This is a genomic window from Comamonas sp. CMM02 (genome assembly GCF_014851485.1).
GTDB classification, from domain to species: domain Bacteria; phylum Pseudomonadota; class Gammaproteobacteria; order Burkholderiales; family Burkholderiaceae_C; genus Comamonas; species Comamonas avium.
This window is the reverse complement of record NZ_JACUZW010000001.1, coordinates 1065081-1089318: the sequence shown is the minus strand read 5'-3', so window position 1 is coordinate 1089318 and position 24238 is coordinate 1065081. Positions and strand designations below refer to the sequence as shown.

Sequence of the window (24238 nt, the reverse complement as noted above, 5' to 3'; positions counted from 1 at the left end):
AATCTCAAATCCGATGAATTGAAAAATGCCTTAAACGGCTTGCACGACCCATTGCCCGGCGCTTTGCACCAGTGCACGGTCGCAGTGGAATTCGTCCACCTCGCTCTCATGCCCGGGAAGCACACAGACTACGGTCTCACCTTGGCTGCGCAACTGCGCAATAGCAAGACTGAGCTGTGCACCATTGCCCCAGGGAGCGCGGATGGCTGCACGCAGCGGACGCGATGGAACCACCGACACCAACTGCTTGATGTCCAGCGAAAAACCCGCCGCTGGACGGTTGCGTCCAAACACGGCACCCACTTCGTCGTAACGACCTCCACGCACCAGCGCATCGCTGGCTCCGGGGGCGTAGACGGCAAAGCGTGTACCGCTGTAATAAGAATAACCACGCAAATCTGCCAAGTCGAACGTCACGTTCGCTTCAGGGAACTGCGCCGCAAACCACTTCAAATGCTGCAGTACATGCTGAGCACCCGGTGTGCGCTCCAAAGCTTTTTCAGCTTCATCGAGCACTTTGACATCACCGTACAACTGCAGCAATGCCAGCAAACCGTCACGTGAGGCCTGCGGAAAATTTTTGGTCAGCGCGACCAGCGCCGTCGCATCCTTGGAGGCCAGTGCAGCATGCACCTTTTGCAGCACATCGCTGTCCACCATCACGCCAGCCAGCAGACTGCGTACCAGGCGCACATCAGCCAGATCTACCGTAAACCCGCTCACGCCAGCACCTTCTACACAGGCCAGCGCCAGGCTCAAGGCTTCAATATCAGCCTCAGGTCCTGCGTGCCCATAGATTTCGGCACCAAACTGCAATGGCTCACGCGTGGCACGGGGGCGGTCTGGCGCAGCATGCAGCACAGGGCCGCAGTAGCACAAGCGCGTGACGCCTTCACGATTGAGCAAGTGCGCATCAATACGCGCCACTTGCTGCGTCATGTCTGCACGCAAACCCAGTGTGTGACCTGAAATTTGATCTACCAGCTTGAAGGTTTGCAGATTCAGTGCTTCACCGGTGCCGGTAAGCAAAGACTCCAGATACTCCAAGAGTGGGGGCATGACCAATTCATACCCATAGCTGCGCGCCGTATCGAGTAATCCTCGACGCAACTCTTCGATGTGCCGAGCCTCAGAGGGCAAAACATCGGCGATGTGATCCGGCAAGGCCCAAGCGGACATGGAAAAAAGGGGAGGCTGTTAAAAACGTGATTCTATCGGCTATCGCTGCCCCGCCCTAAAAAAGGCTTAAGGCCTAGCCACTATCCACGTTATTTGAGCAGCCACAGCAGGCTCAGACCGACTGCTATACAGAGCAGTCCCACGAAACGTATTTGGCCGTCTCGCAGGGCTAAAAGCTGGGCAAATGCACCGCGCCAGCGGCGCGGAGAAATGAAAGGAAACAATCCCTCAATCACCAAAAACAAAGCCAAGGCGGCCCACCAAGAAACTTCAGATTCCATGGATGGAGCTTAGCGCCTTGGCCTTAAAGAGGCAGACGGAAGACCGTATGCAACTTAGTTCGTACCCGTCCCACTGCTGCGGTAAGACTTGAAGAAATCAGAGCTTGCAGGATCAACCAAGATGACGTCATTCTTGTTCGCAAAGCTGGCCTTATAGGCATCCAGGCTGCGATAGAACTTGGCAAACTGAGGGTCTTGACCAAATGCTTGCGCATAGATCTTGGCAGCCTCGGCATCACCTTCACCCTTGATTTTCTGTGCGTCACGATAGGCATTGGCCACAGTGATTTCACGCTGACGATCAGCTTCAGCACGAATTTTTTCACCTTCAGCAGCACCCGTTGAACGCAGCTCATTGGCTACGCGCTTGCGCTCTGCCTCCATACGGCGGTAGACCGATTCGGTAATGGTTTCGGCGTAATCCACACGGGTAATACGCACGTCCACCACATCCACCCCCCAGGGTTTCCCGCCGGTAACGGCCTTCAGCACCTCGGCCTTGACATCGGCCATCAGCGTATCGCGCTTGGAAGAAAGCAACTCACGCACAGTGCGCTTGTTCACTTCTTCCTGAAAAGCGTTGCGCACAACGCGGTTCAGCTGCATGGCCCCGGCGCTTTCGTCCAGGCCAACGTTGCGGATGTACTCCGATGGATCAGAAATGCGCCAGCGCACATACCAGTCGATCACCACCCGCTGCTTTTCAGCCGTCAGCATGGGCTCGGTATCGGTGCTGTCCAACGTCAGCAAACGCTTGTCGATATAACGAACGTTTTGGAACGGCGGCGGCAGCTTGAAGTTCAAGCCTGGCTCAGTAATCACGCTCTTGATTTGACCCAAGGCGTACACGACACCAAACTGGCGCTGGTCAACGACAAAGAGCATCGAGCTCAACAGCGCCAACACCACCAGCAGGCTCGAGGCAATAAATCCAACTCTGTTCACAACAGATCTCCTCAGCGTGGTTCGCGATCACGCGAACGGTTCAGGTCGCGGGCACGTGTATCAACAGGGGGCGCAGCGGGCACGGCAGTCGTGGCATTTTGCGATTGCGCACGTGCGGCGGCATCTTGCGTTGCCTGAGGTGCCACACCTGCGCCTTGCATGATCTTGTCCAGCGGCAGATACAGCAAATTAGAGCCCTGACGGGAATCCACCAAAATCTTGGTCACGTTGCTGTAGACCTCTTGCATCGCATCGGTATACAGACGATCGCGCGTCACTTGCGGGGCTTTCTTGTACTCGGCCAGCAAAGAGCTAAAGCGTTCTGAATCACCTTCGGCTTGCGCTGCAATACGTGCACGATAGCCATCTGCCTCTTCCTTCAGACGTGCTGCCGTACCTGTGGCACGAGGGATCACATCATTGGCATAGGCTTGTGCCTCATTTTTGGCGCGCTCACGCTCTTGACCAGCCTTGAGCACATCGTCAAACGCTGCTTGCACCTGCTCTGGCGGACGTACACCACCTTGCTGCATATTGATGCCCACGACTTCCACGCCCACTTTGTAGCGGTCAAGAATGGTCTGCATCAAGTCGCGTACACGGGGGGCAATCTGGTCTCGCTCTTCGGCCAAAGCGGTATCCATCTTCATCTTGCCGACCACTTCGCGAACCGCACTTTCGGCAGCCTGCACCACAGCCAAATCCGGGCTCTTGCTCTCAAAGAGCCAGGCACGCGCATCATTGAGGCGGTACTGCACAGCAAACTTGATTTCAACGATGTTCTCGTCTTCCGTCAGCATTGCCGATTCACGCAGGCCCGTGCTTTTGATAACGGTGTCGCGCCCCACATCCACAGAGCGAATCTGCGACACATATACCAACTCATGGTTTTGGATGGGATAAGGCAGGCGCCAGTTAAAACCGGCACCAACCGTGGAGTTGTATTTACCGAACTGCGTAATGACGGCCTGCTGGCCTTCTTGCACAATGAAAAAACCAGTGCCCAGCCAAATCAGCACAGCAATGCCGGCGATCAGTCCAACGCCAATACCTGCGCCCTTCATTTCAGGAGGCTGCGCGCTATTGCCGCCCTGCGGCCCACGTGGAGGCTTGCCCCCAAACAGACCAGAAAGCTTGCGATTCAAATCGCGCCACAGCTCATCCAGATCGGGAGGTTGACCCGCCTGATTATTTTGCCCGCGTGGTGGCGGTGTATTGGAGGAAGGCGGCGGTACGGGACGATCAGAATCTGGGCGCTGATCGCCCTCCCCTGCGTTGTTGTCCTCTCCACGGCCCCAGCGGGGGTCATTCAGATTGAACATTCCCCGCAAGCGTTCTGGCAGCACTGCCCAACGAGGGGCGCGATTCAGGAAATTCATGCGAAAAGTCTCAATTGATATTGCTATGAAACATATTGCATTGTGCCCAAATGTTTAAAGGGCACTTTGCTCAATCGTCGCTGTCTTCAGGGGACATTGACTCAGACGGTAGATCATCATCGCCGTCTTGTACCGCCCCTTCGTCGGGTGCATTGCTTGCAGCCAAAGCTGCATTGGCCAGAACCTGGCGCAATTGCGGCAAACCTTCACCCGTGCGCGCACTCACAAACACGCGGGGCACTTCCACCCCGTCGACCTCATAAGTATCTTGCAAAGATGCAGGCGAGCGCCCATCAGGCAAGGCATCCAATTTATTGAACACCAGCACTTGTGGGATGCCCAAGGCGTCGATTTCACCCAACACCCTGCGCACTTGATCCATTTGTTCGGGGAAAGTTTCGTTCGAAGCATCCACCACATGCAAAAGCAAATCAGCATCGACCGCTTCTTGCAAGGTGGCTTGAAAAGCTGCCACCAAACCGTGCGGCAGGTCACGAATAAACCCCACCGTATCTGACAGCGACACGGACATCTGCGCCTCCGTCAAATAAAGCTGGCGCGTTGTCGTGTCGAGCGTTGCAAACAACTGATCGGCGGCATATGCGCGGGCCTTCACCAAGGCGTTAAACAGCGTCGATTTACCCGCATTGGTGTAGCCCACCAGCGAAATGTTGAACACATCTCTGCGCTCACGCTGGCGACGCTGGGTCTGGCGCTGTTTCTTGACTTTTTGCAGCTTGTCCTTGGTGCGCTTGATGGACTCGGCAATCATGCGACGATCGAGCTCAATTTGCTTTTCACCAGGGCCACCACGACCGCCAATACCACCCATCTGACGCTCCAAGTGGGTCCAGCGTCGAACCAGGCGGGTGCTGACGTACTGCAAGCGGGCGAGCTCCACCTGCAGCTTGCCTTCGTGACTGCGCGCGCGTTGCGCAAAGATTTCCAAAATCAACAACGTGCGGTCGTTGACTGGCATCTCCATGTGGCGCTCTAAATTACGCTGCTGAGCAGGGCTCAAAGCCTGGTCAAACAAAACTTCTTTGGCGCCATGCATTTGCGCAAGCATGCGAATCTCATCAGCCTTGCCACTGCCAATAAACAGTGCGGCATCAGGTGCTTTGCGCTTACAGGTGATGCGTGCCACAGGGTTCAAGCCAGCGGTTTTTGCCAGCAAGCCCAACTCTTCAAGCTCGTTGTCGAAGTGTGGAAGTCCGAAATCAACGCCAACCAAAACAACGGCAGTGGCGTCAGGGGAGGATTTGGCGTTCACGCTCATGCCACCTCCCCCACCCCACGCTGCTGCGCAGGGAAGGGATAAGTCAACAGCTTCAAGCGGCAGGTGCCTCGCTGTCGTTGTTATCAGCCATGCTGAAATTGACGGCACGGCCGGGAACGATGGTGGAAATAGCGTGCTTGTAAACCATCTGTGTCACTGTATTGCGCAGCAACACCACATACTGGTCAAAAGACTCAATCTGGCCTTGGAGCTTGATACCGTTGACCAAATAAATGGAAACAGGCACATGTTCGCGGCGCAGCGCATTCAGAAATGGATCTTGCAGGAGTTGGCCTTTATTGCTCACGATATTCTCCGTGTTCGGAAATGTTGTTGTAAACCGACACCTTACCACAGCAGCTTTTATGCCCTCCTCCCCGCAGGAATTCGTTCACATCAGCGCTGTGATGATGGCTTCCCGCCTCAGTCGGCGTAGGGGTTGTGGGAAGTTTTAAGCTCAATTCGAAGAGGTGTTCCCACCAAATCGAATTCCTTGCGAAAACGGCCTTCCAGAAAACGCTTGTAGGCATCTGTAATGTGCTCCACAGAATTTCCATGGACCACGATAACCGGAGGATTCATACCGCCCTGGTGCGCATAGCGCGGCTTCGGACGGTAGGCTCCCACCTTCTTCGGCGTTTGATACTGCACGGCTTCCATAAGGACTCGCGTGAGCACAGGGGTTGGCATCTTGCAGGTCGCAGCCTTGTGCGCTTGCACGATGGAAGCCCACAGTGGCCCCAAACCTTGGCGCTTGACAGCAGAGATATAGTGCAACGCTGCAAATTTCAAGAACCCAAGGCGAGTTTCAATGGCACGCTCGACCAACTGGCGCTGGTAATCATCAACAGCATCCCACTTGTTGATGGCCACCACCACGGCGCGGCCACTTTCCAAGACATAGCCGGCAATGTGCGCATCCTGATCAGTGACACCTTCGGTGGCATCGATCAAGATCACTACGACGTTGGCGTCTTCAATGGCTTGCAGTGTTTTGACCACGGAGAACTTCTCAATGGATTCAAACACCCGGCCTTTGCGACGCAAACCGGCGGTATCGATCAACTCGAACTGCTGACCGTTGCGCTCAAAAGGCACGGAGATCGCATCGCGCGTTGTCCCTGGCATGTCAAACGCCACCAAGCGCTCTTCACCCAGCCACGTATTGATCAAGGTGGATTTGCCCGCATTCGGGCGCCCTGCCAAAGCCAAACGCACAGGCTTGGCCTCCACATCCTCAATGGTCTGAGCCTCGGGATCCTGCACATTGAGTGGCCCCAACGCCAACTCAATCAATTCGCGCACACCCTGACCATGTGCGGCAGAGACGGGATACACCTCACCCAGGCCAAGTTCATAGAACTCTGCCAGCTGTGCACCTGCCTTCATGCCTTCGGCCTTATTTGCAACCAGCACACAAGGCTTACCCAGACGACGCAGGTAGTTTCCAATGTCGTGATCTTGCGCAGACAAGCCATCACGAGCATCCACCACAAACAGCACAACATCGGCCTCAGCTACGGCCTGACGGGTTTGCTTGGCCATCTCCTTGAAGATGCCCTTGGATGCATCAGGCTCAAAGCCACCGGTATCGATCACGATGTACTCGTGCTTACCCTGTCGGCCTTGTCCGTAATGGCGATCCCGCGTCAACCCTGCAAAGTCGGCAACGATAGCGTCACGCGTCTTTGTCAGGCGGTTGAACAAGGTTGATTTGCCCACATTGGGCCGCCCCACAAGGGCAATAACTGGCTTCATTCGAAAAATTCTGTCAATCCGGGCGGAAGCCGTAAATGCCACCACCGCGTGTCACAACCACCAAAGTGTCGGCGGCCACCACTGGCGCCACAGCTACGCCAGTTCCATCTGTATTCAATCGATTCAAGTGCGCGCCATCCTTTCTAGACAGCATGTGCACCAAACCCGACTCATCAGCCATTACCACCGCACGCCCCAGCACCAACGGTGCAGTCAGCTTGCGGTGCTGAAAACGGTCTACCGACCAGCGCTTCTCGCCATCGGCCAAGCTCCACGCTTGCACAATGCCGTTGCTTTCGGTACCAAACACGTACTCTGCATCAGTTGCAATTCCCACTGCTCCCTTGGCAGTTTGTGTCCATGCTGTGCGCCCGACATTAGCGTCAACACAACCCACCGTTGCTTGGAAGGCGCGCGCGCACACGGCATTGCCCACACGGCTGGCAGGTCCGACCAGATCAACCAGACGCTCTACGTCATTCGTTCCACGCGGTGACGCCAGAGGCGCTTCCCACTGGACATTGCCGTTATCAGGGTTAAACGCTACCAGCCGGCCGGACAAACCCGCCAGCAAGGTGTTGCCATATGGCATGAGGACGCCCTGCTGACGCAGCACCAAAGGCTCACCTTCGCGCTTTTGGGTCCACAAATGTGCACCGTTTTGCGCATCAAATGCCGACACTGAACGGTCTGCAGCCAGCACAAACACGCGGCCACCAGCCATCAACGGGGCAGTAAAAGCCGATGCTGTCAGCGTTTTGCTCCACAGCTTTTTACCGGCTTCAAACACCACCAGATCGTTACTGGTTGTCACTACAGCGGCCAATTGGCCGTCTGCACCTACGCCAGCCTGCAAAGTCTTGCCAGCCTGACCACGCCAGTTTTCACGCCCTGTGGCCGCATTGACGCTGACGACCGTGCCATCAGCAGCGGCAACCACCACGTTGTCACCCTGCACTTGAGCACGGATGCTGGCATTCTTGATCGCAGGCATGCTCAGCTGCCATGCCTGACGCACAGGTAAATTCACCACATTCGGCCCCAGATCTGCAGGCTTTACTGCACTGCCTGAGCCAAACCACGCACAACCGCCCAGGGCCGTCACCATGGCTGCAGCCAGCACCGTACGTTGAGCAGTCATCCAAAAACGAGAACCTTGTTGGTTTTGTGCGCTGTGATTCACTTATTTGTCTCCGTCGAAATCGCTGTGCCAGATTCAGGGGTTGCCTCGCCCAGTGCATTGAGCTTAAAGCCCACCAGCGTGCGGTAATCTACTTGAGGATCAAGCAGTTTCCATGCCTCTTTGTAAGCTGCAACGGCCTCACTGGACTTGCCTTGCAACTGCAAAACATCACCCAGACGGTCGGCCACCAAACCCTTGAATTCTGCGGGGAAGCTGCCACGCAGCAAGGCGGCAGCGGCATCCAGATCTTTTTCCTGCATCAACACCGCAGCCAGACGCAGCTTGGCTGCAGCTTGATAGCCCTCATCCTTGGTGCTGTCGGCAGCCCACTGCAAAGCCGCCTTGGCTTCTGGCAGCTTGTCTGCATTCACTGCAGACTGTGCCACCAGCAAGGCTGCATAGCCCGCTTGCAGCGTGCCTTTGTAATCGGCCTTGATGGCGTCGAAAGCCTGGGCCACACGGGTTTGATCTCCGCTTTCTACGGCAACGGCCACCACATCTGCCAAAGCAGACGCTTGCAGCGCCTGGCGCTGTTGCCAAAACTGGTAGCCATTCCATGCTGCAAATGAGCCCATCACCACGATGGCGATGCCCGTAATGGGGGTCCCCCACTTGCTCCAGAAGTGCTTGATCTGATCAAGTTGCTCTTGTTCTTCGAGGTCGAGATGCGTTGCCATATCTGGTGTCGTTACAAATTAAGCGTTCGATTGTAGGGTGTGCGCCCAAGAGGTCGCTTCGGTCAGCAGTTGCTGCACTTGTTCGCCCTGCCCGTCACGCAGAGATTTCACGGTGACTTTGCCTTGCGCCAACTCGTCTGCGCCGAAGATCAGGCCAAAGCGTGCACCCGAAGCGTCAGCCTTTTTGAACTGCGATTTCATCGAGCCCATGCCTTGCGCACCTGCGGTGTGCATCTGCACGCGGACACCGGCTTCACGCAGCTGCGTGAGCGTGCGCAATACCTGCGGCATGGCGGCCACATCCGGCACGATGGCGTAAGCGTCCAGCTGCTGCTCAGGGATATCGGTGCCCAGCTCTTTGACCAGCTCCAGCACACGTTCTACGCCCAGCGCCCAGCCAACAGCGGGAGCAGGCTTGCCGCCTACTTGCTCGATCAGGTAGTCGTAGCGGCCACCGGCGCAGATGGTGCCTTGCGAGCCCAGCAGATCGGTCACAAACTCAAACACGCTGAGGTTGTAGTAATCCAAACCACGCACCAGACGGGGGTTCACCGTCCACGGCACGTCGTTGGCATCCAAAATGGCCTTCAAGCCGTTGAAGTGCGCCAGCGAAGCCTCACCCAGATAGTCCAGCAACTGGGGCGCAGCGTTCACCATGTCCTGCATGGCAGGGTTTTTGGTGTCCAGCACGCGCAGCGGGTTGCTGTACATGCGGCGCTTGGCCTCTTCGTCCATCACATCGGTGTGCTGCTCCAGGTAGGCAATCAGTGCTTGGCGGTGCGCCTTGCGCTCCTCAGGCTGGCCCAGGCTGTTGATTTCAAGGCGCCACTGGGTCAGGCCCAGGCGCTTCCACAGTGCTACGGCCAGCAAGATCAGCTCGGCATCGACATCCGGACCGGCAAAGCCCATGGCTTCGGCACCAATCTGGTGAAACTGGCGGTAGCGACCGCGCTGCGGGCGCTCGTGGCGGAACATGGGGCCGATGTACCACATGCGCTTGCCGCCGTCGTACAGCAAGTTGTTTTCGATGGTGGCGCGCACCAGGCTGGCCGTGCCTTCGGGGCGCAGCGTCAGGCGCTCACCGTTGAGCTTGTCTTCAAAGGAGTACATCTCCTTTTCCACAATATCGGTCACCTCGCCAATACCGCGCACAAACAGCTGGGTGTGCTCGACGATGGGGGTACGCACATTGCTGTAGGCAAAGCGGCCCATCAGCTCGCGCACCTGCGCCTCCAGCCATTCCCAGCGTGCAGATTCGCCGGGAAGGATGTCATTCATGCCTTTGACGGCGGAAAGTTTGTCGGTCTTAGCCACTTGGAAGTTCTCACCAAAAGTGCAGCACTTTAAAAAAAGAGCTACTTGCGCTGTGTTGATACGGTTTTCAGATACTTTTATATTCGAAAGTATTTATACACGCACGCTAACAGCTATTGTTTTAATCAAGCACCTGAGCCATAACGGCGTTGCACATAGGATTCCACCAGCGCCTGAAACTCCGTGGCGATGCCTTCGCCACGCAGCGTCATGGCTTTTTCGCCATCGATGAACACGGGCGCTGCAGGCGCTTCGCCATTGCCCGGCAGGCTGATGCCGATGTCGGCATGCTTGCTCTCACCGGGACCGTTCACGATACAACCCATCACGGCCACTTTCATGGCCTCCACGCCCGGGTACTGCACGCGCCACACAGGCATCTGCCCGCGCAGATAGTCGTCAATTTGCTTGGCCAGCTCCTGGAACGTAGTGCTGGTGGTGCGGCCACAGCCAGGGCAGGCGGTGACGCTGGGCACAAACACGCGCAGCCCCAGGCTTTGCAAAATCTCGGACGCCACCACCACTTCTTGCGTACGCGCCTCACCCGGCAAGGGTGTGAGCGAGACGCGAATGGTGTCGCCAATACCTTCTTGCAGCAGCACCGACAGCGCAGCGGTGGAAGCCACCGTGCCCTTGGTGGCCATGCCGGCTTCCGTCAGCCCCAGATGCAGTGCGTAATCGCAGCGCTGGGCCAAGGCCCGGTACACAGAGATCAAATCCTGCACACCGCTGACCTTGCACGACAAGATAATGTTGTCGGGGTTCAAACCTATCGATTCAGCCAGCTTGGCAGAGCTGACGGCCGAGGTAATCAGCGCCTCGTACATGACTTGGCGGGTTTCCCACGGCTGGGCACGCAGCGAGTTCTGGTCCATCAGCTGGGCCATGATTTCCTGGTCCAGCGAGCCCCAGTTCACACCAATGCGCACTGCCTTGTCGTACTTGGCCGCAATCTCAATCATCTGACCGAACTGCTTGTCCTTTTTGTCGCCCTTGCCCACGTTGCCGGGGTTGATGCGGTACTTGGACAGTGCTTGCGCGCAGTCAGGGTAATCGGTGAGCAGGCGGTGGCCGTTGTAGTGAAAATCACCCACCAGCGGCACGTACTCGCCCATGCGGTCGAGCTGCTCACGGATATAGGGCACTGCAGCGGCAGCCTCAGGCGTGTTCACCGTGATGCGCACCATCTCCGAGCCTGCCTGCGCCAGCTGGCGCACCTGGATGGCGGTTTCCACCGCCTCCACAGTGTCGGTATTGGTCATGGACTGCACGCGCACAGGCGCATTGCCACCCACCGTAACCACGTTGTTGCGCCACACCACGCGGGCCTGACGGCTCTTGCGGGGCAGTGCAGAGGCAATCGCAATGGGCGATGCCTGGAATGTGTTGTCAGACACTTTTTACTTCACCTCGAATCGGGCCACATTGTTTTTCGCAGACCCTGCGAAATCAAATGCACTGCCATCCACCTCCACACGCGTTGCTTCGGCATTACCGATCACCACGTGCAAAGGCCGTCCCACGGCAACTTCTTCAAAAACGTCGCCAGACTTCAAAATCTTTTCCATCACCACTTGCTGCTGCGCATCTCGCACTTGCACCCAGGATTGAGCCGTGGCCGTAAAACGCAACACACGCTCTCCCGCCACGGCACCAGTTGGTGCTGGCAAAGCAGCGGTGGCTGGTGGTGTGACAGCGACTACCTCAGCAGGTGCGGGCTGTGCCGGCGCAGTGGCAGGCTCGGCCATCACCGCAGCGGCTGCATCCTGAGCCGTTGCTGCCGCACCTTCTGTATTCGATGCCTCAGGCTCCGCCTGCAACTGAGGCATGAACAAAGGCTCACTTGCAGCACCTTGCGCCACAGCATCTATGGCATCACCTTGTGCAGACTGCCACTGGGGCCAGAAGTAAAAGCCGGCGCCACCCGCCACAGCAATCAGCAAAACTGCTACCAGCTTGACCGCACTGCCAGTGCCAGGCTCCTGTGCCGGCGACATCAATGAACGCAGTGTTTTTTCCTTGAATGGAGCATTGATGCCTTCGGGGTTAGAGGCCAGCTTGGCAGCTTCATGCTTGGGCAAGCCAGCAAGTACAGGCTCTGACGGAATACGCAGCAACCGGCAAATACTCAGCGCCAGAGAGCGTGTAAAAACCGAATCGGTCAATACATCCCAGCGGTCTTCTTCCAATGCCTGCAGCTTGTACACAGGCACCTTGAGCGCAGAGGCCAGCGTCTGAACTGACATATGCTGCTGCTCGCGCGCTTGCCGCAAAAGCATGCCCGCGCTGCCCGATTGCTGTGCAGCGGCATTGCTGTCGCTTTGTTGCTCTGCGTTACCCAATACCACCTCAGTCATCAAAAGCTCCCCGCTCAAACCGTTGCCATTCCTTGGAATCAGGGAATCGCTTATGTAATTGATCAGCCAACTGTCGCATCGCTACGTTGTCACCCAGGCTTCGCTCAACTTTGATCCCTAACCAAAGCGATTGCGCAGAAGCCCATTGGCCATTATTGATGCGACGCACATAAAAACGCGCACGCTCAGTATGACCCTGAGCGTGCAGCGCATCTGCAAAATTGTAGGCAACTGCAGGGTTGCCTGGCTCTATTTCGTGGGCTTTTTCGAGGGCTTGCATCGCTGCGTCAAGCTGCCCCGCTTGCCGCAAGCACACGCCCTTGGCCAGCCAAAGGCGTGAAACCGACTGCCCAGAGGTGCGCGGCGCGGCCAATGCTGCATCCAGATTACGCTCAGCCAAGGCAAATTGCTTTTGCTGGCACTGCAACCACCCCAGGTTGTAAAGGGCATCAGCATCACCCGGGCGCAAGGCCAAGGCTTGCACAAAGCTGTCATTGGCACCTTTGTAGTCCTGCAGGCTCATGTGAATCCAACCTTTGAGGTTGTACGCATCCACATAACGCGGGTATGCCTGCAGTGCTTGCGCAATTTCACCCAAAGCGACCTCAGCGCGCCCTTCTTCAAAATGCAACGCAGCCAGCTGCAAGCGAGTTTTGGCCAGACGGTGCACTTCTGTTTCTGCTGCCGAGCCAGGTATTTCTTCTGGAGACAGCGTACCCGCACCAGTCATGCAGCCGGCCAGCAGACATGCCGCAAGCCCCCCTCCCATGCCCTTGCGGACCTTGCTAAACAGCTGCTTCATGGAAACCAATGGGGCGGGCATGCACATCCTTGTTATCAAAAACCGTTAGGAAATGGGTATCAGCGGTATGGTACGTTGCTTGGCCATACGCTCAGCGGCTCGCGTCCTGTCCTTCACATCACCGGCAAGCTGCCCGCAGGCAGCATCAATATCATCACCACGGGTTTTGCGCACGGTAGTGACGATGCCAGCATCGCTCAGCTTCTTCGCAAAAGCACTCACGGCAGCATTGGACGAGCGCAATAGGCCCGAGGCAGGAAACGGATTGAACGGGATCAAATTGAGTTTGCACCATGGCTTGCCACTGCCGTGCTTGCGAAGCAGATCGATCAGTTGCTGTGCGTGCTCTGGCTGGTCATTCACACCATCCAGCATGCAGTACTCAAACGTAATGAAATCGCGGGGTGCAAACTCCAGATAGCGTACACACGCCTGCATCAACTCATCCAGCGGATACTTCTTGTTGAGTGGCACCAGGTTTTCACGCAAGGGATCATTGGGCGCATGCAGCGAAACCGCCAAAGCCACGGCACAGTCCTGCGCCAGGCGATCCATCATGGGCACTACACCCGATGTAGACACAGTCACCCGGCGACGTGACAGACCATAGGCATGGTCATCCAGCATGGTGCGCAGTGCAGGCACCAAAGCCGAGTAGTTCTGCATGGGTTCGCCCATACCCATCATCACCACATTGGTGATCACGCGATCTTCTTTGTTCAGGTGCTTGCGCAGAAAGTGCTCCGCAAACCACAACTGAGCCAGAATTTCGCCCGTTGTCAAATTGCGACTAAAGCCCTGGTGCCCGGTCGAGCAAAAACGGCAGCCCACCGCGCAACCGGCTTGAGATGACACGCACAAGGTGCCACGGTCATCTTCAGGAATAAATACGGACTCCACCGCATTGCCATCACCCACATCAAACAGCCACTTGATAGTGCCGTCTTGCGACTCGTGCTGGGAGATGACAGACAAGCCTTCAATACAGGCATTGCCCTTGAGCTTTTCACGCAGGGACTTGGCCAGATCGGTCATCTGGTCAAAATCGCTGGCACCGCGCTGGTGAATCCAGCGGTACAGCTGCGTAGCTCGAAAACGTTTTTCCCCCAGCGACTCGCAATAAGCGGTCAGGCCCTGAAGGTCAAAATTCAATAAGTTCGTGGTCATATGCAATACCCCGGACCACTTACAACAGGGCAGCACTCCCATGCGTGGAGTGCCGCCGTCACAGCAAGCACGGCCAGCATGGGATTCATGGAATTAACGTGCGTAGACGTTCATGCCAGGGAAGAAGAAAGCGATTTCAACAGCTGCAGTTTCAGCAGCGTCGGAACCGTGCACAGCGTTGGCATCAATGCTGTCAGCGAAGTCAGCGCGGATGGTGCCGGCTTCAGCCTTCTTAGGATCGGTAGCGCCCATCAGTTCGCGGTTCTTCAAGATAGCGTTTTCGCCTTCCAGAGCTGTGATCATCACAGGGCCGGAGATCATGAATTCAACCAGGTCCTTGAAGAAAGGACGTGCAGCGTGAACAGCATAGAACTGCTCAGCATCAGCGCGCGACAGGTGCACCAGCTTGGCTGCAGCAATCTTCAGGCCTGCAGTTTCAAAACGGCTGTAGATCTGACCGATCACGTTCTTTGCAACTGCGTCAGGCTTGATGATGGAGAGAGTGCGTTCGATTGCCATTGGGTATTCCTAGTGAAATGGGATAAATTTTTTGCCGACTCGGCAAAACCCTTAATTCTAACGGGGCGCCGCCAACCCTAAAAAACTGATTGAAAAGCGCCGCGACAGGTTATCGACCTGAGCGACGGCCACCTGGCTTGCGCTTTTGCTCAGCACGAGCGCGCGACAGACTGTCGTGGCCGATATAGCCCACCGATGTTTTCATCGGATCTGGCTGAGCGCTAGGCAACTGGTAGTTGTTGTTGCTGGTGCGCTTGGGTGCCGACTTGGCCCCACGGCGAGCGCGCAACTCACGCGCCTCGGCAGATGCAGTCACACGCGCCTTGGCACGTGAGCCCGCGCGATCAGACTCACGACGCACATTGGGCTGCGCGGCTGGTTTGCGGGTTTGCGGCATGGCCACGCCCGAGGCCTGAATCAGGCTTTGCACATCACGCTCATCCAGCTCCATCCATGCGCCGCGGCGCAAACCACGGGGCAGCTGCATGGCGCCATAACGAATGCGGATCAACCGGCTGACTGCACGCCCGACCGACTCGAACATGCGACGCACTTCGCGGTTACGGCCTTCAGAGATCGTCACGCGATACCAGACGTTGGCGCCTTCGCCACCACCGTCTTCGATCGAGCCAAATGATGCTTCGCCATCCTCGAGCTGCACGCCCGTTGTCAGCAGTTGTTTTTCTTCCTTGGTCAAAGCACCCAGCACGCGTACTGCGTACTCACGCTCCAGACCAAAGCGGGGATGCATCAGGTTATTAGCCAAAGTGCCCGAGCTGGTAAACAGCAGCAAACCTTCGGTATTCAAGTCCAAGCGCCCCACCGACTGCCACTTGCCGTTATGCAGCTTAGGCAACCGGCGAAACACCGTTGGGCGATTCTGCGGATCGTCCAAGGTCACCACTTCACCGGCAGGCTTGTGGTACGCCAGCACGCGAACAGCGGGCGGATCAATTCGCACCTTGACCGGCTTTCCATCCACCTTGATGTTGTCACCCAGCTGAATGCGCTGGCCCACGTGTGCAGGCTCTCCATTGACTGTAATACGGCCGCTCGTAATCAAGCGCTCCATCTCCAACCGCGAACCCAGACCCGCCTGCGCCAGCACCTTGTGCAGCTTGGGAGACTCCATTTCAGGCTTGAGAACACGCTTTTCACTTGCAGCCTCTGGCAACTCTTGTGCGGCATCCAGCTCGCCCGAGATCACCGAGTCAAAGTCATAGCCTTGCTCTGCACTGATGAGCAAATCCAGCATGTCTTGAGCTTGTGCGGGCTGCTCGAGAGGTTTTGCAGCCGTCGCTGGTGCGCGGCTAGCCTGCGGCTTGCGATCGGCACTGCGTGGTGCACGATGAGCGGGCTTGTGTTCTTTAGTCATGATTTCCGTTTCTGCGCCAGCCCATTCAACTATCGGCAAGACGCTTGTATTCAAATTAGGCGATGTACGCCAAGCACTTAAGCTTTATGGAGTTCTTCAGCTTCAGTGGCATCCAGCGCCACATCGGCTAGCGAAGTCTCTGGCAAGGCTTCAACAGGCATGAAAACCTCGTCCATCGGCAGGACAGGCTCTGCAAACAGGTCACCTTCGACCACGACAGAGGCTTCTTCATCAGCAGAATGCGCAGAAGGGGGCATGTCAGAGCCACCTTCCGCCTCATCAAGCGCCTTAAACAGAGAGGCCTGGGACTCAGGCTCGTCCAGCATCGGAAGCTCGTCCAGCGACTTCAGCCCCAAGTCATCCAGAAACTGCCTTGTGGTGGCCAGCAAAGCTGGGCGCCCAACCGTTTCTCGGTGACCGATCTCTTCCACCCATCCCCGGTCTTCCAGCTGCTTGATGATCAAACTATTGACAGTCACCCCGCGGATGTCCTCAATATCACCACGCGTCACGGGTTGACGGTAGGCAATGATGGCCAACGTCTCCAAGACAGCACGGCTGTATCGCGGAGGTTTTTCCGGGTGCAATTTATCAAGGTAGCCACGCATTTCAGGGCGACTTTGAAAACGCCAGCCCGATGCAACCTGTACCAGTTCCACCCCTTTGCCGGCCCACTCGTGCTGCAAAGACAAAAGCAGATCTTTGAGCGTATCGGCCCCCAGATTTCCATCGAACAAGGCGCGCAGCTCCCTCAGCGGCAGTGGCTGCTGTGCGCAGATCAAAGCGGTTTCCAGGACCCGTTTGGCATCAACCGAATTCATGGTTTAGACGCAAGCCTCGCGTGAGGAAAGGGTAAAGACAGATGAACTGGACCCTCACGGGCAAGTACACCAACGATATAGGCAAGCACAAGGCCTGCCTTTAAATTCAGCGGGGATTGTAGCGCAGGCCCAATTGCTCGACTGCCGCAAGGAAATCTGCAGGTGGCTCTGCTGCCAGCTCCAGACTCTCACCCGTGACTGGATGGACAAAGGCCAGACGGAATGCGTGCAATGCCTGGCGCTGCATCCCACCGGCTTGGGCGCCTGCGTACAGTACATCAGCAACCAGCGGATGACCCAGCAAAAGCATGTGCACCCGAATTTGATGGGTTCGCCCTGTGTGCAGCTTGCAATGCACCAGACAATGCTCGGTCGTGGTGTCCCAGCAAGTAATGTCGGTTCTGGCTTCTTTGCCTGCATGCTGCGCCAGATCTACCACCGCCATGCGCAAACGATTTCGCGGATCGCGGCCAATAGGCGCATCGACTTTTTGCAGCTCTGCGCCTTTCCAGGGCTTGTGCGCCAAAGCCAGATAGCGGCGACTGACATCGCGGCGCGCAATCAATGCCACCAAGGCATCCATGGTTGACCTGTCTTTGGCCACCATCATCAAGCCACTGGTGTCCTTGTCCAGCCGATGAACGATCCCTGCACGAGGCACCATGGCAGCACCTGCGTGATGAGCCAGCAAACCATTGAGCAAAGTGCCGCTCCAGTTGCCTGGCGCCGGGTGCACCACCAGGCCCGCAGGCTTATTGACCACCAGCAGGTGTGCATCTTCGTAGACCACATCCAGCTCCATCGCCTCAGGCTTGAACGACTGGCTTTGCGCTGTCGGCCGCATTTCAATGCCAATGACATCACCCAGCTTGACCTTGACGGATGCTTTGGTCGCAGTTTTTTGATTCAACTGCACTGCACCTTGCTCCAGCAGTTGCTGCAAATAGCTGCGCGAAAACTCTGACACCAAGTCAGACAGCGCCTTATCCAGGCGCACGCCATGCTGGGGCATCTCCACGGTGAACGAACGCAGCTCTACTTCAGCCAAAGAGATGCCAAGCTCTACGGCATCATCTGACTCAAGTGCTCCGTCTTGCGCTAGTGGCAATGATCTTTCGCTCACACAAATTCCTAATTCCAAACAACATTCCAATAAAAATGCCCGGTGGATCGCACCGGGCATTTCACCAGCAGACACCTGCCTGTCAGCGCATTAACGCGCTGGCAAGTAGCGCGATGGATCTACGGGCTTTCCTTGGCGACGCACTTCAAAATGAAGTTTCACCCGGTCAGCATCCGTGCTTCCCATCTCAGCAATCTTCTGCCCCTTCTTCACATTCTGATCTTCTTTGACCAGCAACTTCTGGTTATGGGCATACGCAGTCAAATAGGTGTTGTTGTGCTTCAAGATGACAAGGTGGCCGTACCCGCGCAAACCTGCGCCGGCATACACCACACGGCCATCGGCCACTGCCAAGATAGGGTCACCGGCCTTGCCAGCAATGTCCACACCTTTATTCGTCGCCTCGTTAAAGCCAGCAATCACTGCTCCCGATGCAGGCCAGATAAAAGCCAGCCCGCTGGCATCACCGCCAGCGGTTGCCTTGGTCGTATCGACAGGAGCAACCGCAGCCGGTGCTGTCGCAGCAGGCGCCGTGCTAGTGCTGCCAGCCGGCGGCAAAACAACTGGCTGCACTGAAGTTGAAGCCACAGGACGCGCGCCCTCGGCTTCGGCACCCGGCGGCACCACGCGCACGACCTGACCGACCTCGATCAGATCTGGATTGGTAAGACCGCTCCAGCGCGCAATATCTTTCCAGCTTTGACCATGCTCCAAACCGATGCGAATCAGAGTGTCTCCAGGCTGGACGGTGTAATAACCCGGCTTGCCCGCATTTTCAGCGCCTGGCAACTTAGCAGGGTCTACCTGTGTACTGGACTTGGAGCCCCAGCCACCTCGATCCTCCACCGGAGCCTTGTTCACCTGTGCACAACCAGCCAGCAAACCACCAACCACCAGTACTGTGCCCAACGTTCCAAGGCCTCGCGATAACAACATATTTATTTCCCTTTCAGGCAATCCCAGATTTTAGGGGAACAAAGTGCACAGCTTCGAGCACAGATTCTGTAAATCCGTGAGGGGTTTTATCCACCACCAACAAAGCTTGCTGTCCCGTACTTCTTACCGTGGGGGCCACCAGACGCCCACCCACAACCAATTGATCTAGCCACGCTTTAGGAATTGCTTCCCCCCCGGCTGCCGAAATGATGCCTGCATAAGGCCCGCCTTGCGCGTAACCTAACATTCCGTCACCAAACAAAAGCTGCACATTAGTGAGCCTTAAAGCGCGCAAATTGTTCCGTGCTTTTTCATGCAAACCACGCAAGCGCTCAATCGAATACACCTGTTTTGCCACACAGGAAAGCACCGCTGCTTGATAGCCACAGCCTGTACCTATTTCCAAAATCCGCCCCAAACTGCCCGAACTCCGCACGCATTCGGCACCTTCCAGCAACTCAATCATGCGGGCAACCACGCTGGGCTTGGAGATGGTCTGCTGCAGGCCAATGGGCAGGCTGGTGTCTTCGTAGGCCTGATTGACCAGCGCACTATCTACAAACAAATGGCGCTCTACACGCCCTAGCGCACCCAACACGTTCGGAGATTGAATACCAGAGGCGGCCAGACGCTGCACCATTCGCATGCGCACGGCTGCCGAGTCCAGCCCCAGCCCTACAGGGGCCATGGCCGGCGCTGTTGCCACCGCCCGTGCATTCACCGTTTTCGGTGCGGCAGAAGTGGCGATCCATGCAGGAAACCCGGGACGCTTGGGCTGATTCATGCCGCCTCCTGCGCACTGACGGCCATGTCCAGCCGGGATGCTGTCTGCGCCCAGTAAACCAGATGATCGTGGTCTGTCAGATCAACCTTCAAAGGTGTGATGGCCACATGGCCATGGGCTGTTGCATGAAAGTCTGTGCCTTCCGATTCATCCTTGGCGGCACCAGCGCTGCCAATCCAGTACATGGTCTCCCCCCGCGGGCTAATTTGCGTGATCACAGGTTCTGCGGAATGGCGACGTCCCAGGCGACAAAGCTTGACTGAGCCCATCTGCTGCAGCGGCAAATTGGGAATATTCACATTGAGCAGCCAGGGCGCGTTGCCAACCAATTGCTGCTGACGCATCTGCTGCACCAGCTGTTTGGCTTTTTGCGCTGCTGAGGCCAGCTCGCCCCAGTCACGCTCCACCTGCGAGAACGCAATGGCAGGCACCCCAAATAGATAACCCTCCATGGCAGCGCCGACGGTGCCCGAATAAATGGTGTCGTCCCCCATGTTCGCACCATTGTTGATCCCGGAAACCAGCAAGTCAGGGCGATACCCGAGCAGACCGGTCATGGCAATGTGCACGCAATCTGCAGGCGTACCATTTACATAGCGGAAACCATTGGCTGCGCGCTGTACATACAAAGGTGAGTGCAAAGTCAAGGCGTTGGACTTTGCACTGTTGTTGTGCTCAGGGGCAACCACCTCGACTTCCACACCATCAATGGAAGCCAAGGCATCGTGCAGCGCGACGATTCCGGGCGCCTGATAACCGTCGTCGTTGGAAATGAGAATCTTCATGGGCTCTAAACAGGTTATGCCGATTGTAGGTGGCACAAAGCCAATCGCCATCAGAGTATCTGCAGACGCACGCACAAAGCAGCCGCAGAACACCTCATTAACGCGCAATGCCCGCATTCATCGACACGCTTGCGCAATTTAATGGCTACGCTCTTTCACCACCTAACAAACACACGGCGCCTCTGCGACACTCGCAGAATCTTCAAAATTCGAAAGCAAGCCTGTGGCTGAACGCTCTCCTGCTGATTTCGCTCGCGACACATTAAAGCTGCTCGCAGCACGCCGCCTGCAGCCAACCCCCGAAAACTATCAGGCCATTTACGAAGAAGTGGCAGGGCTGCTGCCGCACATCCCATTCCCCAAAGCACCGCTGCGTCGCATTGCCACCGTTTTACCCAGCCAGACACCGGCGCAGAAACGCATCACCAGAAATTTCTCACAGGCCATCGAAGACGAAGACTGGACCGCCCTGCAAAGTGCCATTGCAGATTTTGCCAAACTGGATGTCAACACCAGCGCCCCCCCGCTAGCGCCGCCCGACCTCTTGCCGCAAACGATTGATGTATTGCCTCCGAATCTGGCCCATCAATTGGTGCGCCTGATTGAAACCATCATCTCTGCGTTTGGCGAAGAAGATGAACGCATGTACGAGCTGTCTCAGCAACTGGTGAGCTTTTTGCAAAAAGATGCGCCACCAGTTGCCGCGCTGGAGCAGTTGCTCAGCAACTACAGCTACCGCCTGTCTTTCACCGCGGAAGACCAGGCGCAGCGCCGCCTCAGCATTCATGCGCTGCTGCGCATGGTGGGCGAACACATCGTCTCTATTGCCTCGCACGACGGGCCCCTGCAAAAACAGGCCCAGGCCTTATCGAGCGCCATGGAAAAACCCTGGACATTGCGCCAGCTGGACGCCATGCAGGCGCACCTGAAAAGCCTGCTGTTTCGCCACCTTGAAATTGACGGCCACCGCAACGAGGCTCACCAGCAGCTCAAAGACCTGCTGGCGGAACACACCCACCAAATGGCCAGCCTGGGCAAACTCAGCGAGCACCACGCCCACGAACTGCACGACTGCGCAGAGCGCATTCAGCAGGCGCAAGATTTGGGCGATCTGGCGATGGTTCTTCAATCGGTCGTTCAATCCGGCAGCGCCCTTGCAACCGAAAACCGCCTGGTGCAAGCGCAGCTTGCTGACCTGCGTGAGCAAACCGAAGCACAGGAGCACACCATTGAAGAGTTGGCCATCAGCCTGTCGCATATCGAAGACAGCACCCGCCATGATCCCGAAACCGGGACCTTGAACCTGCTGGGCTTTCACGATGCCTTGATGAGCGAGGCCGCGCGCAGTCACCGCCAAACGCAGCCGATCAGCCTGTCCACACTGCAGGTGGACCACCTGGCTGCCATCGAAGCAGAGGCAGGCCCTACCGCCGTTTCGGCCGCACTCATTCACATGGCGCGGCTGATTCGCAGCACGCTGCGCCCACAAGATGCGGCAGGCCGCACCAGCCCAACCCAGTTTTCCGTGCTATTTCCGGGCACCAAGCCTGCGCAGGCGGCACAGGCCCTGGCGCGCCTGCAAGCGGCCATCAGCGAACGCCCTTTGCTGCATGCCGACCGGCGCTGGACATTGAGCTTCAGTGCCGGGGTGATTGCCTTGAATGACCTCGACACCCCCGCTCAAGCCCTGGCCCGCGCAGCACACGCTTGCGAGCAGGCACAGCACATGGGCATGGGCCGCGTGGCTTTGTCCTGAAGGTTTGGCCATCCAGCGCCGTGGTGCTGCCAACAGGGCACCACGGCTGCACACCGACCTGCGCATCTGCCTGCGCGCACGCCCCAATTTGGAGCAAGAGGTCTTGCACAAGACCCCTATCACATTTTGCAAATGCAATTCAAGTAAACCGATAGCACCCAAAAGGGAAAATCGCGACAGCAAGCGCTAACGCACACATTGATGCATAGTTTGCGCGCATGAACCTGTGCCGTTTTAGTGCACAGGTATCACATTCCGAAAACTCATAAATAGATTTTTCAAAAAATAAAGATTTATGCCAGATAGCGCTTTATTCATAGGCGCTTATAGCTATTTTAAATATAGCAATAGAGATTAATTTTTCTCATATCTGGTACCTACGAGTCTTTGACCCTCAACCGTCAGCGCTTTTCTCCATGCGCCAGCTGTGGCCCGCGCATGGATCGTTGCTTTGCTGCTTTTCAATGAAAGATCTCTTTCATGCATATCACTTTCAGTGCGTACTACACGCTCATCATGGCTGTCCTGGTTTTGCTGCTGGGCAAGCTACTGGTTTCTCGCGTGCGCTTTCTGCGCGAATTCAATATTCCAGAGCCTGTAGCTGGGGGCTTGGTGGTTGCGGCCGGCATTCTGACCATGAATCAGATCGCAGGCTGGACGTTTGCTTTTGACAGCAGCCTGCAGACCGCCTTCATGCTGGTGTTTTTCTCGTCCATCGGCTTGAGCGCCAACTTCGCCAAACTGCGTGAAGGTGGGCTGGGCCTGGTGGTGTTCTTGCTGGTCATCTCCGGCTTCATCGTGGTGCAAAACGGTGTGGGCATGGGCTTGGCCGCTGCACTGGGACTGGACCCATTGATTGGTGTGGTGGCTGGCTCCATCACCCTGGTTGGTGGACACGGCACTGCCGGTGCCTGGGGTACCGTGCTGGAGCAACAATATGGCTTGACCGGCGCCACCACGCTGGGCATTGCCTGCGCTACCTGTGGCCTGGTGATTGGCAGCATCATGGGCGGCCCTCTGGCCAAGCGCTTGGTGAGCCGTTACAAGCTGGCCAAACCCCGCAGCCTGAGCGAGCAAACCCGCAGCGATTTGCCTCCGGTGGCCGAGAACCTGGATGCCTTTGCATTTGAGGCTCCGTCCAAAGCCCCCCGCCTGATCACCTCCGACGCTGCCATCGAAACCATGGCACTGTTTGCAGGTTGCTTGGCATTTGGCGAGTTGATGTCCAACCTGACCAAGGATTCCTCGTTTCAGCTGCCCACCTTTGTGTGGTGCCTGGGCGCTGGCGTTCTGATCCGCAATATCCTGGATTACATCTTTGGCTTCAAGGTGTTTGACCGTGCCATCGACGTATTTGGCAATGCGGCCCTGTCTATCTACCTGGCCATCGCCCTGCTGTCGATGCGCCTGTGGGAACTGGCAGATCTGGCTGGCCCACTGATGATCATCATGCTTGCACAAACCGTGACCATGGCGCTGTTTGCCTACTGGATCACATTCCGTGCCATGGGCAAAGATTACGACGCCGCACTGCTGGCCGCAGGTCAAGTCGGCTTTGGCATGGGCTCCACCCCCACCGCCATTGCCAACATGCAGGCCATTACCAACCAGTACGGTCCTTCGCACAAGGCGTTCCTGATCGTGCCGCTGGTGGGCGCCTTCTTCATTGATATCGTCAACGCCTTCTTGATTCAGGCATCCATCAACTTGGTGCGCTAAAGGCTGTCTACCCACCTTCAGACAATCCAAAAGTTTACGCTGAACACAAAGCAGCGCAACCAGGCATTTGAAGGGGGTGAAGGGTACTAAATAGGCAGC

23 protein-coding genes are annotated in these 24238 nt (G+C 56.8%); 2 read left to right on the top strand and 21 right to left on the bottom strand.

The features are described from left to right. Positions 1 to 30: 30 nt before the first annotated feature. The 21 genes from IB213_RS04940 to surE all read right to left on the bottom strand — a co-directional run bounded on the left by IB213_RS04940 (position 31) and on the right by surE (position 20664). Positions 31 to 1179, bottom strand: a complete 1149-nt coding sequence (locus IB213_RS04940; RefSeq protein WP_191724618.1) for an ATP phosphoribosyltransferase regulatory subunit — start codon at positions 1177 to 1179, stop codon at positions 31 to 33. A gap of 89 nt (positions 1180 to 1268) precedes the next feature. Further along, positions 1269 to 1460: a DUF2065 domain-containing protein gene (locus tag IB213_RS04935; protein ID WP_192405574.1), complete on the bottom strand. Its 192-nt coding sequence runs from the start codon at positions 1458 to 1460 to the stop codon at positions 1269 to 1271. A gap of 54 nt (positions 1461 to 1514) precedes the next feature. Beyond that, positions 1515 to 2405: a protease modulator HflC gene (gene hflC / locus IB213_RS04930; protein WP_191724620.1), complete on the bottom strand. Its 891-nt coding sequence runs from the start codon at positions 2403 to 2405 to the stop codon at positions 1515 to 1517. 11 nt (positions 2406 to 2416) lie between these two features. Next, the gene (gene hflK, locus IB213_RS04925) at positions 2417 to 3784 is read right to left on the bottom strand and encodes an FtsH protease activity modulator HflK (RefSeq protein WP_192405573.1); all 1368 of its coding nucleotides are present in this window, start codon (positions 3782 to 3784) and stop codon (positions 2417 to 2419) included. A 70-nt stretch (positions 3785 to 3854) separates the two neighbouring features. Then, the gene (gene hflX / locus IB213_RS04920; RefSeq protein ID WP_191724622.1) at positions 3855 to 5063 is read right to left on the bottom strand and encodes a GTPase HflX; all 1209 of its coding nucleotides are present in this window, start codon (positions 5061 to 5063) and stop codon (positions 3855 to 3857) included. A gap of 52 nt (positions 5064 to 5115) precedes the next feature. Beyond that, positions 5116 to 5370, bottom strand: coding sequence for an RNA chaperone Hfq (hfq, locus tag IB213_RS04915; RefSeq protein WP_191724623.1), 255 nt, complete (start codon positions 5368 to 5370; stop codon positions 5116 to 5118). A gap of 116 nt (positions 5371 to 5486) precedes the next feature. Continuing rightward, positions 5487 to 6821: a ribosome biogenesis GTPase Der gene (der, locus tag IB213_RS04910; protein ID WP_191724624.1), complete on the bottom strand. Its 1335-nt coding sequence runs from the start codon at positions 6819 to 6821 to the stop codon at positions 5487 to 5489. Positions 6822 to 6834: 13 nt separating this feature from the next. Further along, entirely contained in the window at positions 6835 to 7962 is a 1128-nt protein-coding gene (bamB, locus tag IB213_RS04905) for an outer membrane protein assembly factor BamB (protein WP_191724625.1), read from the bottom strand. Between the two features lie 38 nt (positions 7963 to 8000). Continuing rightward, positions 8001 to 8681: a tetratricopeptide repeat protein gene (locus tag IB213_RS04900; RefSeq protein ID WP_192405572.1), complete on the bottom strand. Its 681-nt coding sequence runs from the start codon at positions 8679 to 8681 to the stop codon at positions 8001 to 8003. A gap of 18 nt (positions 8682 to 8699) precedes the next feature. Beyond that, entirely contained in the window at positions 8700 to 9995 is a 1296-nt protein-coding gene (gene hisS / locus IB213_RS04895; RefSeq protein WP_192405571.1) for a histidine--tRNA ligase, read from the bottom strand. A 125-nt stretch (positions 9996 to 10120) separates the two neighbouring features. Further along, complete coding sequence (gene ispG / locus IB213_RS04890; protein WP_191724628.1) at positions 10121 to 11392, bottom strand: flavodoxin-dependent (E)-4-hydroxy-3-methylbut-2-enyl-diphosphate synthase; 1272 nt, start codon at positions 11390 to 11392, stop codon at positions 10121 to 10123. A 3-nt stretch (positions 11393 to 11395) separates the two neighbouring features. Beyond that, positions 11396 to 12352, bottom strand: coding sequence for a helix-turn-helix domain-containing protein (locus IB213_RS04885; RefSeq protein WP_192405570.1), 957 nt, complete (start codon positions 12350 to 12352; stop codon positions 11396 to 11398). After that, a complete protein-coding gene (locus tag IB213_RS04880; protein ID WP_192405569.1) occupies positions 12345 to 13175 on the bottom strand; it encodes a tetratricopeptide repeat protein in 831 nt (276 codons plus the stop codon). The genes IB213_RS04885 and IB213_RS04880 overlap by 8 nt, the downstream gene beginning before the upstream one ends. Positions 13176 to 13199: 24 nt before the next feature. Further along, positions 13200 to 14321: a 23S rRNA (adenine(2503)-C(2))-methyltransferase RlmN gene (rlmN, locus tag IB213_RS04875; protein ID WP_191724631.1), complete on the bottom strand. Its 1122-nt coding sequence runs from the start codon at positions 14319 to 14321 to the stop codon at positions 13200 to 13202. Positions 14322 to 14414: 93 nt separating this feature from the next. After that, positions 14415 to 14840: a nucleoside-diphosphate kinase gene (gene ndk / locus IB213_RS04870; protein ID WP_191724632.1), complete on the bottom strand. Its 426-nt coding sequence runs from the start codon at positions 14838 to 14840 to the stop codon at positions 14415 to 14417. A 109-nt stretch (positions 14841 to 14949) separates the two neighbouring features. After that, on the bottom strand, positions 14950 to 16215 hold the full coding sequence (gene rluB / locus IB213_RS04865) for a 23S rRNA pseudouridine(2605) synthase RluB (protein ID WP_191724633.1): 1266 nt from the start codon (positions 16213 to 16215) through the stop codon (positions 14950 to 14952). 77 nt (positions 16216 to 16292) lie between these two features. Next, positions 16293 to 17036: an SMC-Scp complex subunit ScpB gene (gene scpB, locus IB213_RS04860; protein ID WP_192405568.1), complete on the bottom strand. Its 744-nt coding sequence runs from the start codon at positions 17034 to 17036 to the stop codon at positions 16293 to 16295. Between the two features lie 106 nt (positions 17037 to 17142). Further along, positions 17143 to 18159, bottom strand: coding sequence for an RluA family pseudouridine synthase (locus IB213_RS04855; RefSeq protein ID WP_370551166.1), 1017 nt, complete (start codon positions 18157 to 18159; stop codon positions 17143 to 17145). Positions 18160 to 18249: 90 nt separating this feature from the next. Further along, a complete protein-coding gene (locus tag IB213_RS04850; protein WP_192405567.1) occupies positions 18250 to 19095 on the bottom strand; it encodes a peptidoglycan DD-metalloendopeptidase family protein in 846 nt (281 codons plus the stop codon). Between the two features lie 13 nt (positions 19096 to 19108). Further along, positions 19109 to 19879 carry a protein-L-isoaspartate(D-aspartate) O-methyltransferase gene (locus IB213_RS04845; protein ID WP_192405566.1) on the bottom strand — a complete coding sequence of 257 codons (771 nt, stop codon included), beginning with the start codon at positions 19877 to 19879 and terminating at the stop codon, positions 19109 to 19111. Continuing rightward, the gene (gene surE / locus IB213_RS04840; RefSeq protein ID WP_191724637.1) at positions 19876 to 20664 is read right to left on the bottom strand and encodes a 5'/3'-nucleotidase SurE; all 789 of its coding nucleotides are present in this window, start codon (positions 20662 to 20664) and stop codon (positions 19876 to 19878) included. Before surE ends, IB213_RS04845 begins: the two co-directional genes overlap by 4 nt. Before the next feature lie 223 nt (positions 20665 to 20887). Here surE and IB213_RS18365 point away from each other — a divergent pair, with 223 nt between their 5' ends. Further along, positions 20888 to 22420, top strand: a complete 1533-nt coding sequence (locus tag IB213_RS18365; protein WP_192405565.1) for a diguanylate cyclase domain-containing protein — start codon at positions 20888 to 20890, stop codon at positions 22418 to 22420. A 480-nt stretch (positions 22421 to 22900) separates the two neighbouring features. Beyond that, the gene (gltS, locus tag IB213_RS04830) at positions 22901 to 24139 is read left to right on the top strand and encodes a sodium/glutamate symporter (protein ID WP_191724639.1); all 1239 of its coding nucleotides are present in this window, start codon (positions 22901 to 22903) and stop codon (positions 24137 to 24139) included. Positions 24140 to 24238: the final 99 nt, after the last annotated feature.

What these genes read in the sequence shown, in the direction of transcription:
- rluB (WP_191724633.1), bottom strand. Translation starts at nt 16,215, where the DNA reads ATGACTAAAGAACACAAGCCCGCTCATCGTGCACCACGCAGTGCCGAT.
- IB213_RS04940 (WP_191724618.1), bottom strand. Translation starts at nt 1,179, where the DNA reads ATGTCCGCTTGGGCCTTGCCGGATCACATCGCCGATGTTTTGCCCTCT.
- IB213_RS04935 (WP_192405574.1), bottom strand. Translation starts at nt 1,460, where the DNA reads ATGGAATCTGAAGTTTCTTGGTGGGCCGCCTTGGCTTTGTTTTTGGTG.
- IB213_RS04885 (WP_192405570.1), bottom strand. Translation starts at nt 12,352, where the DNA reads ATGACTGAGGTGGTATTGGGTAACGCAGAGCAACAAAGCGACAGCAAT.
- IB213_RS04880 (WP_192405569.1), bottom strand. Translation starts at nt 13,175, where the DNA reads ATGCCCGCCCCATTGGTTTCCATGAAGCAGCTGTTTAGCAAGGTCCGC.
- ndk (WP_191724632.1), bottom strand. Translation starts at nt 14,840, where the DNA reads ATGGCAATCGAACGCACTCTCTCCATCATCAAGCCTGACGCAGTTGCA.
- bamB (WP_191724625.1), bottom strand. Translation starts at nt 7,962, where the DNA reads ATGACTGCTCAACGTACGGTGCTGGCTGCAGCCATGGTGACGGCCCTG.
- IB213_RS04900 (WP_192405572.1), bottom strand. Translation starts at nt 8,681, where the DNA reads ATGGCAACGCATCTCGACCTCGAAGAACAAGAGCAACTTGATCAGATC.
- hflX (WP_191724622.1), bottom strand. Translation starts at nt 5,063, where the DNA reads ATGAGCGTGAACGCCAAATCCTCCCCTGACGCCACTGCCGTTGTTTTG.
- der (WP_191724624.1), bottom strand. Translation starts at nt 6,821, where the DNA reads ATGAAGCCAGTTATTGCCCTTGTGGGGCGGCCCAATGTGGGCAAATCA.
- IB213_RS04850 (WP_192405567.1), bottom strand. Translation starts at nt 19,095, where the DNA reads ATGTTGTTATCGCGAGGCCTTGGAACGTTGGGCACAGTACTGGTGGTT.
- hflK (WP_192405573.1), bottom strand. Translation starts at nt 3,784, where the DNA reads ATGAATTTCCTGAATCGCGCCCCTCGTTGGGCAGTGCTGCCAGAACGC.
- IB213_RS04845 (WP_192405566.1), bottom strand. Translation starts at nt 19,879, where the DNA reads ATGAATCAGCCCAAGCGTCCCGGGTTTCCTGCATGGATCGCCACTTCT.
- scpB (WP_192405568.1), bottom strand. Translation starts at nt 17,036, where the DNA reads ATGAATTCGGTTGATGCCAAACGGGTCCTGGAAACCGCTTTGATCTGC.
- gltS (WP_191724639.1), top strand. Translation starts at nt 22,901, where the DNA reads ATGCATATCACTTTCAGTGCGTACTACACGCTCATCATGGCTGTCCTG.
- surE (WP_191724637.1), bottom strand. Translation starts at nt 20,664, where the DNA reads ATGAAGATTCTCATTTCCAACGACGACGGTTATCAGGCGCCCGGAATC.
- rlmN (WP_191724631.1), bottom strand. Translation starts at nt 14,321, where the DNA reads ATGACCACGAACTTATTGAATTTTGACCTTCAGGGCCTGACCGCTTAT.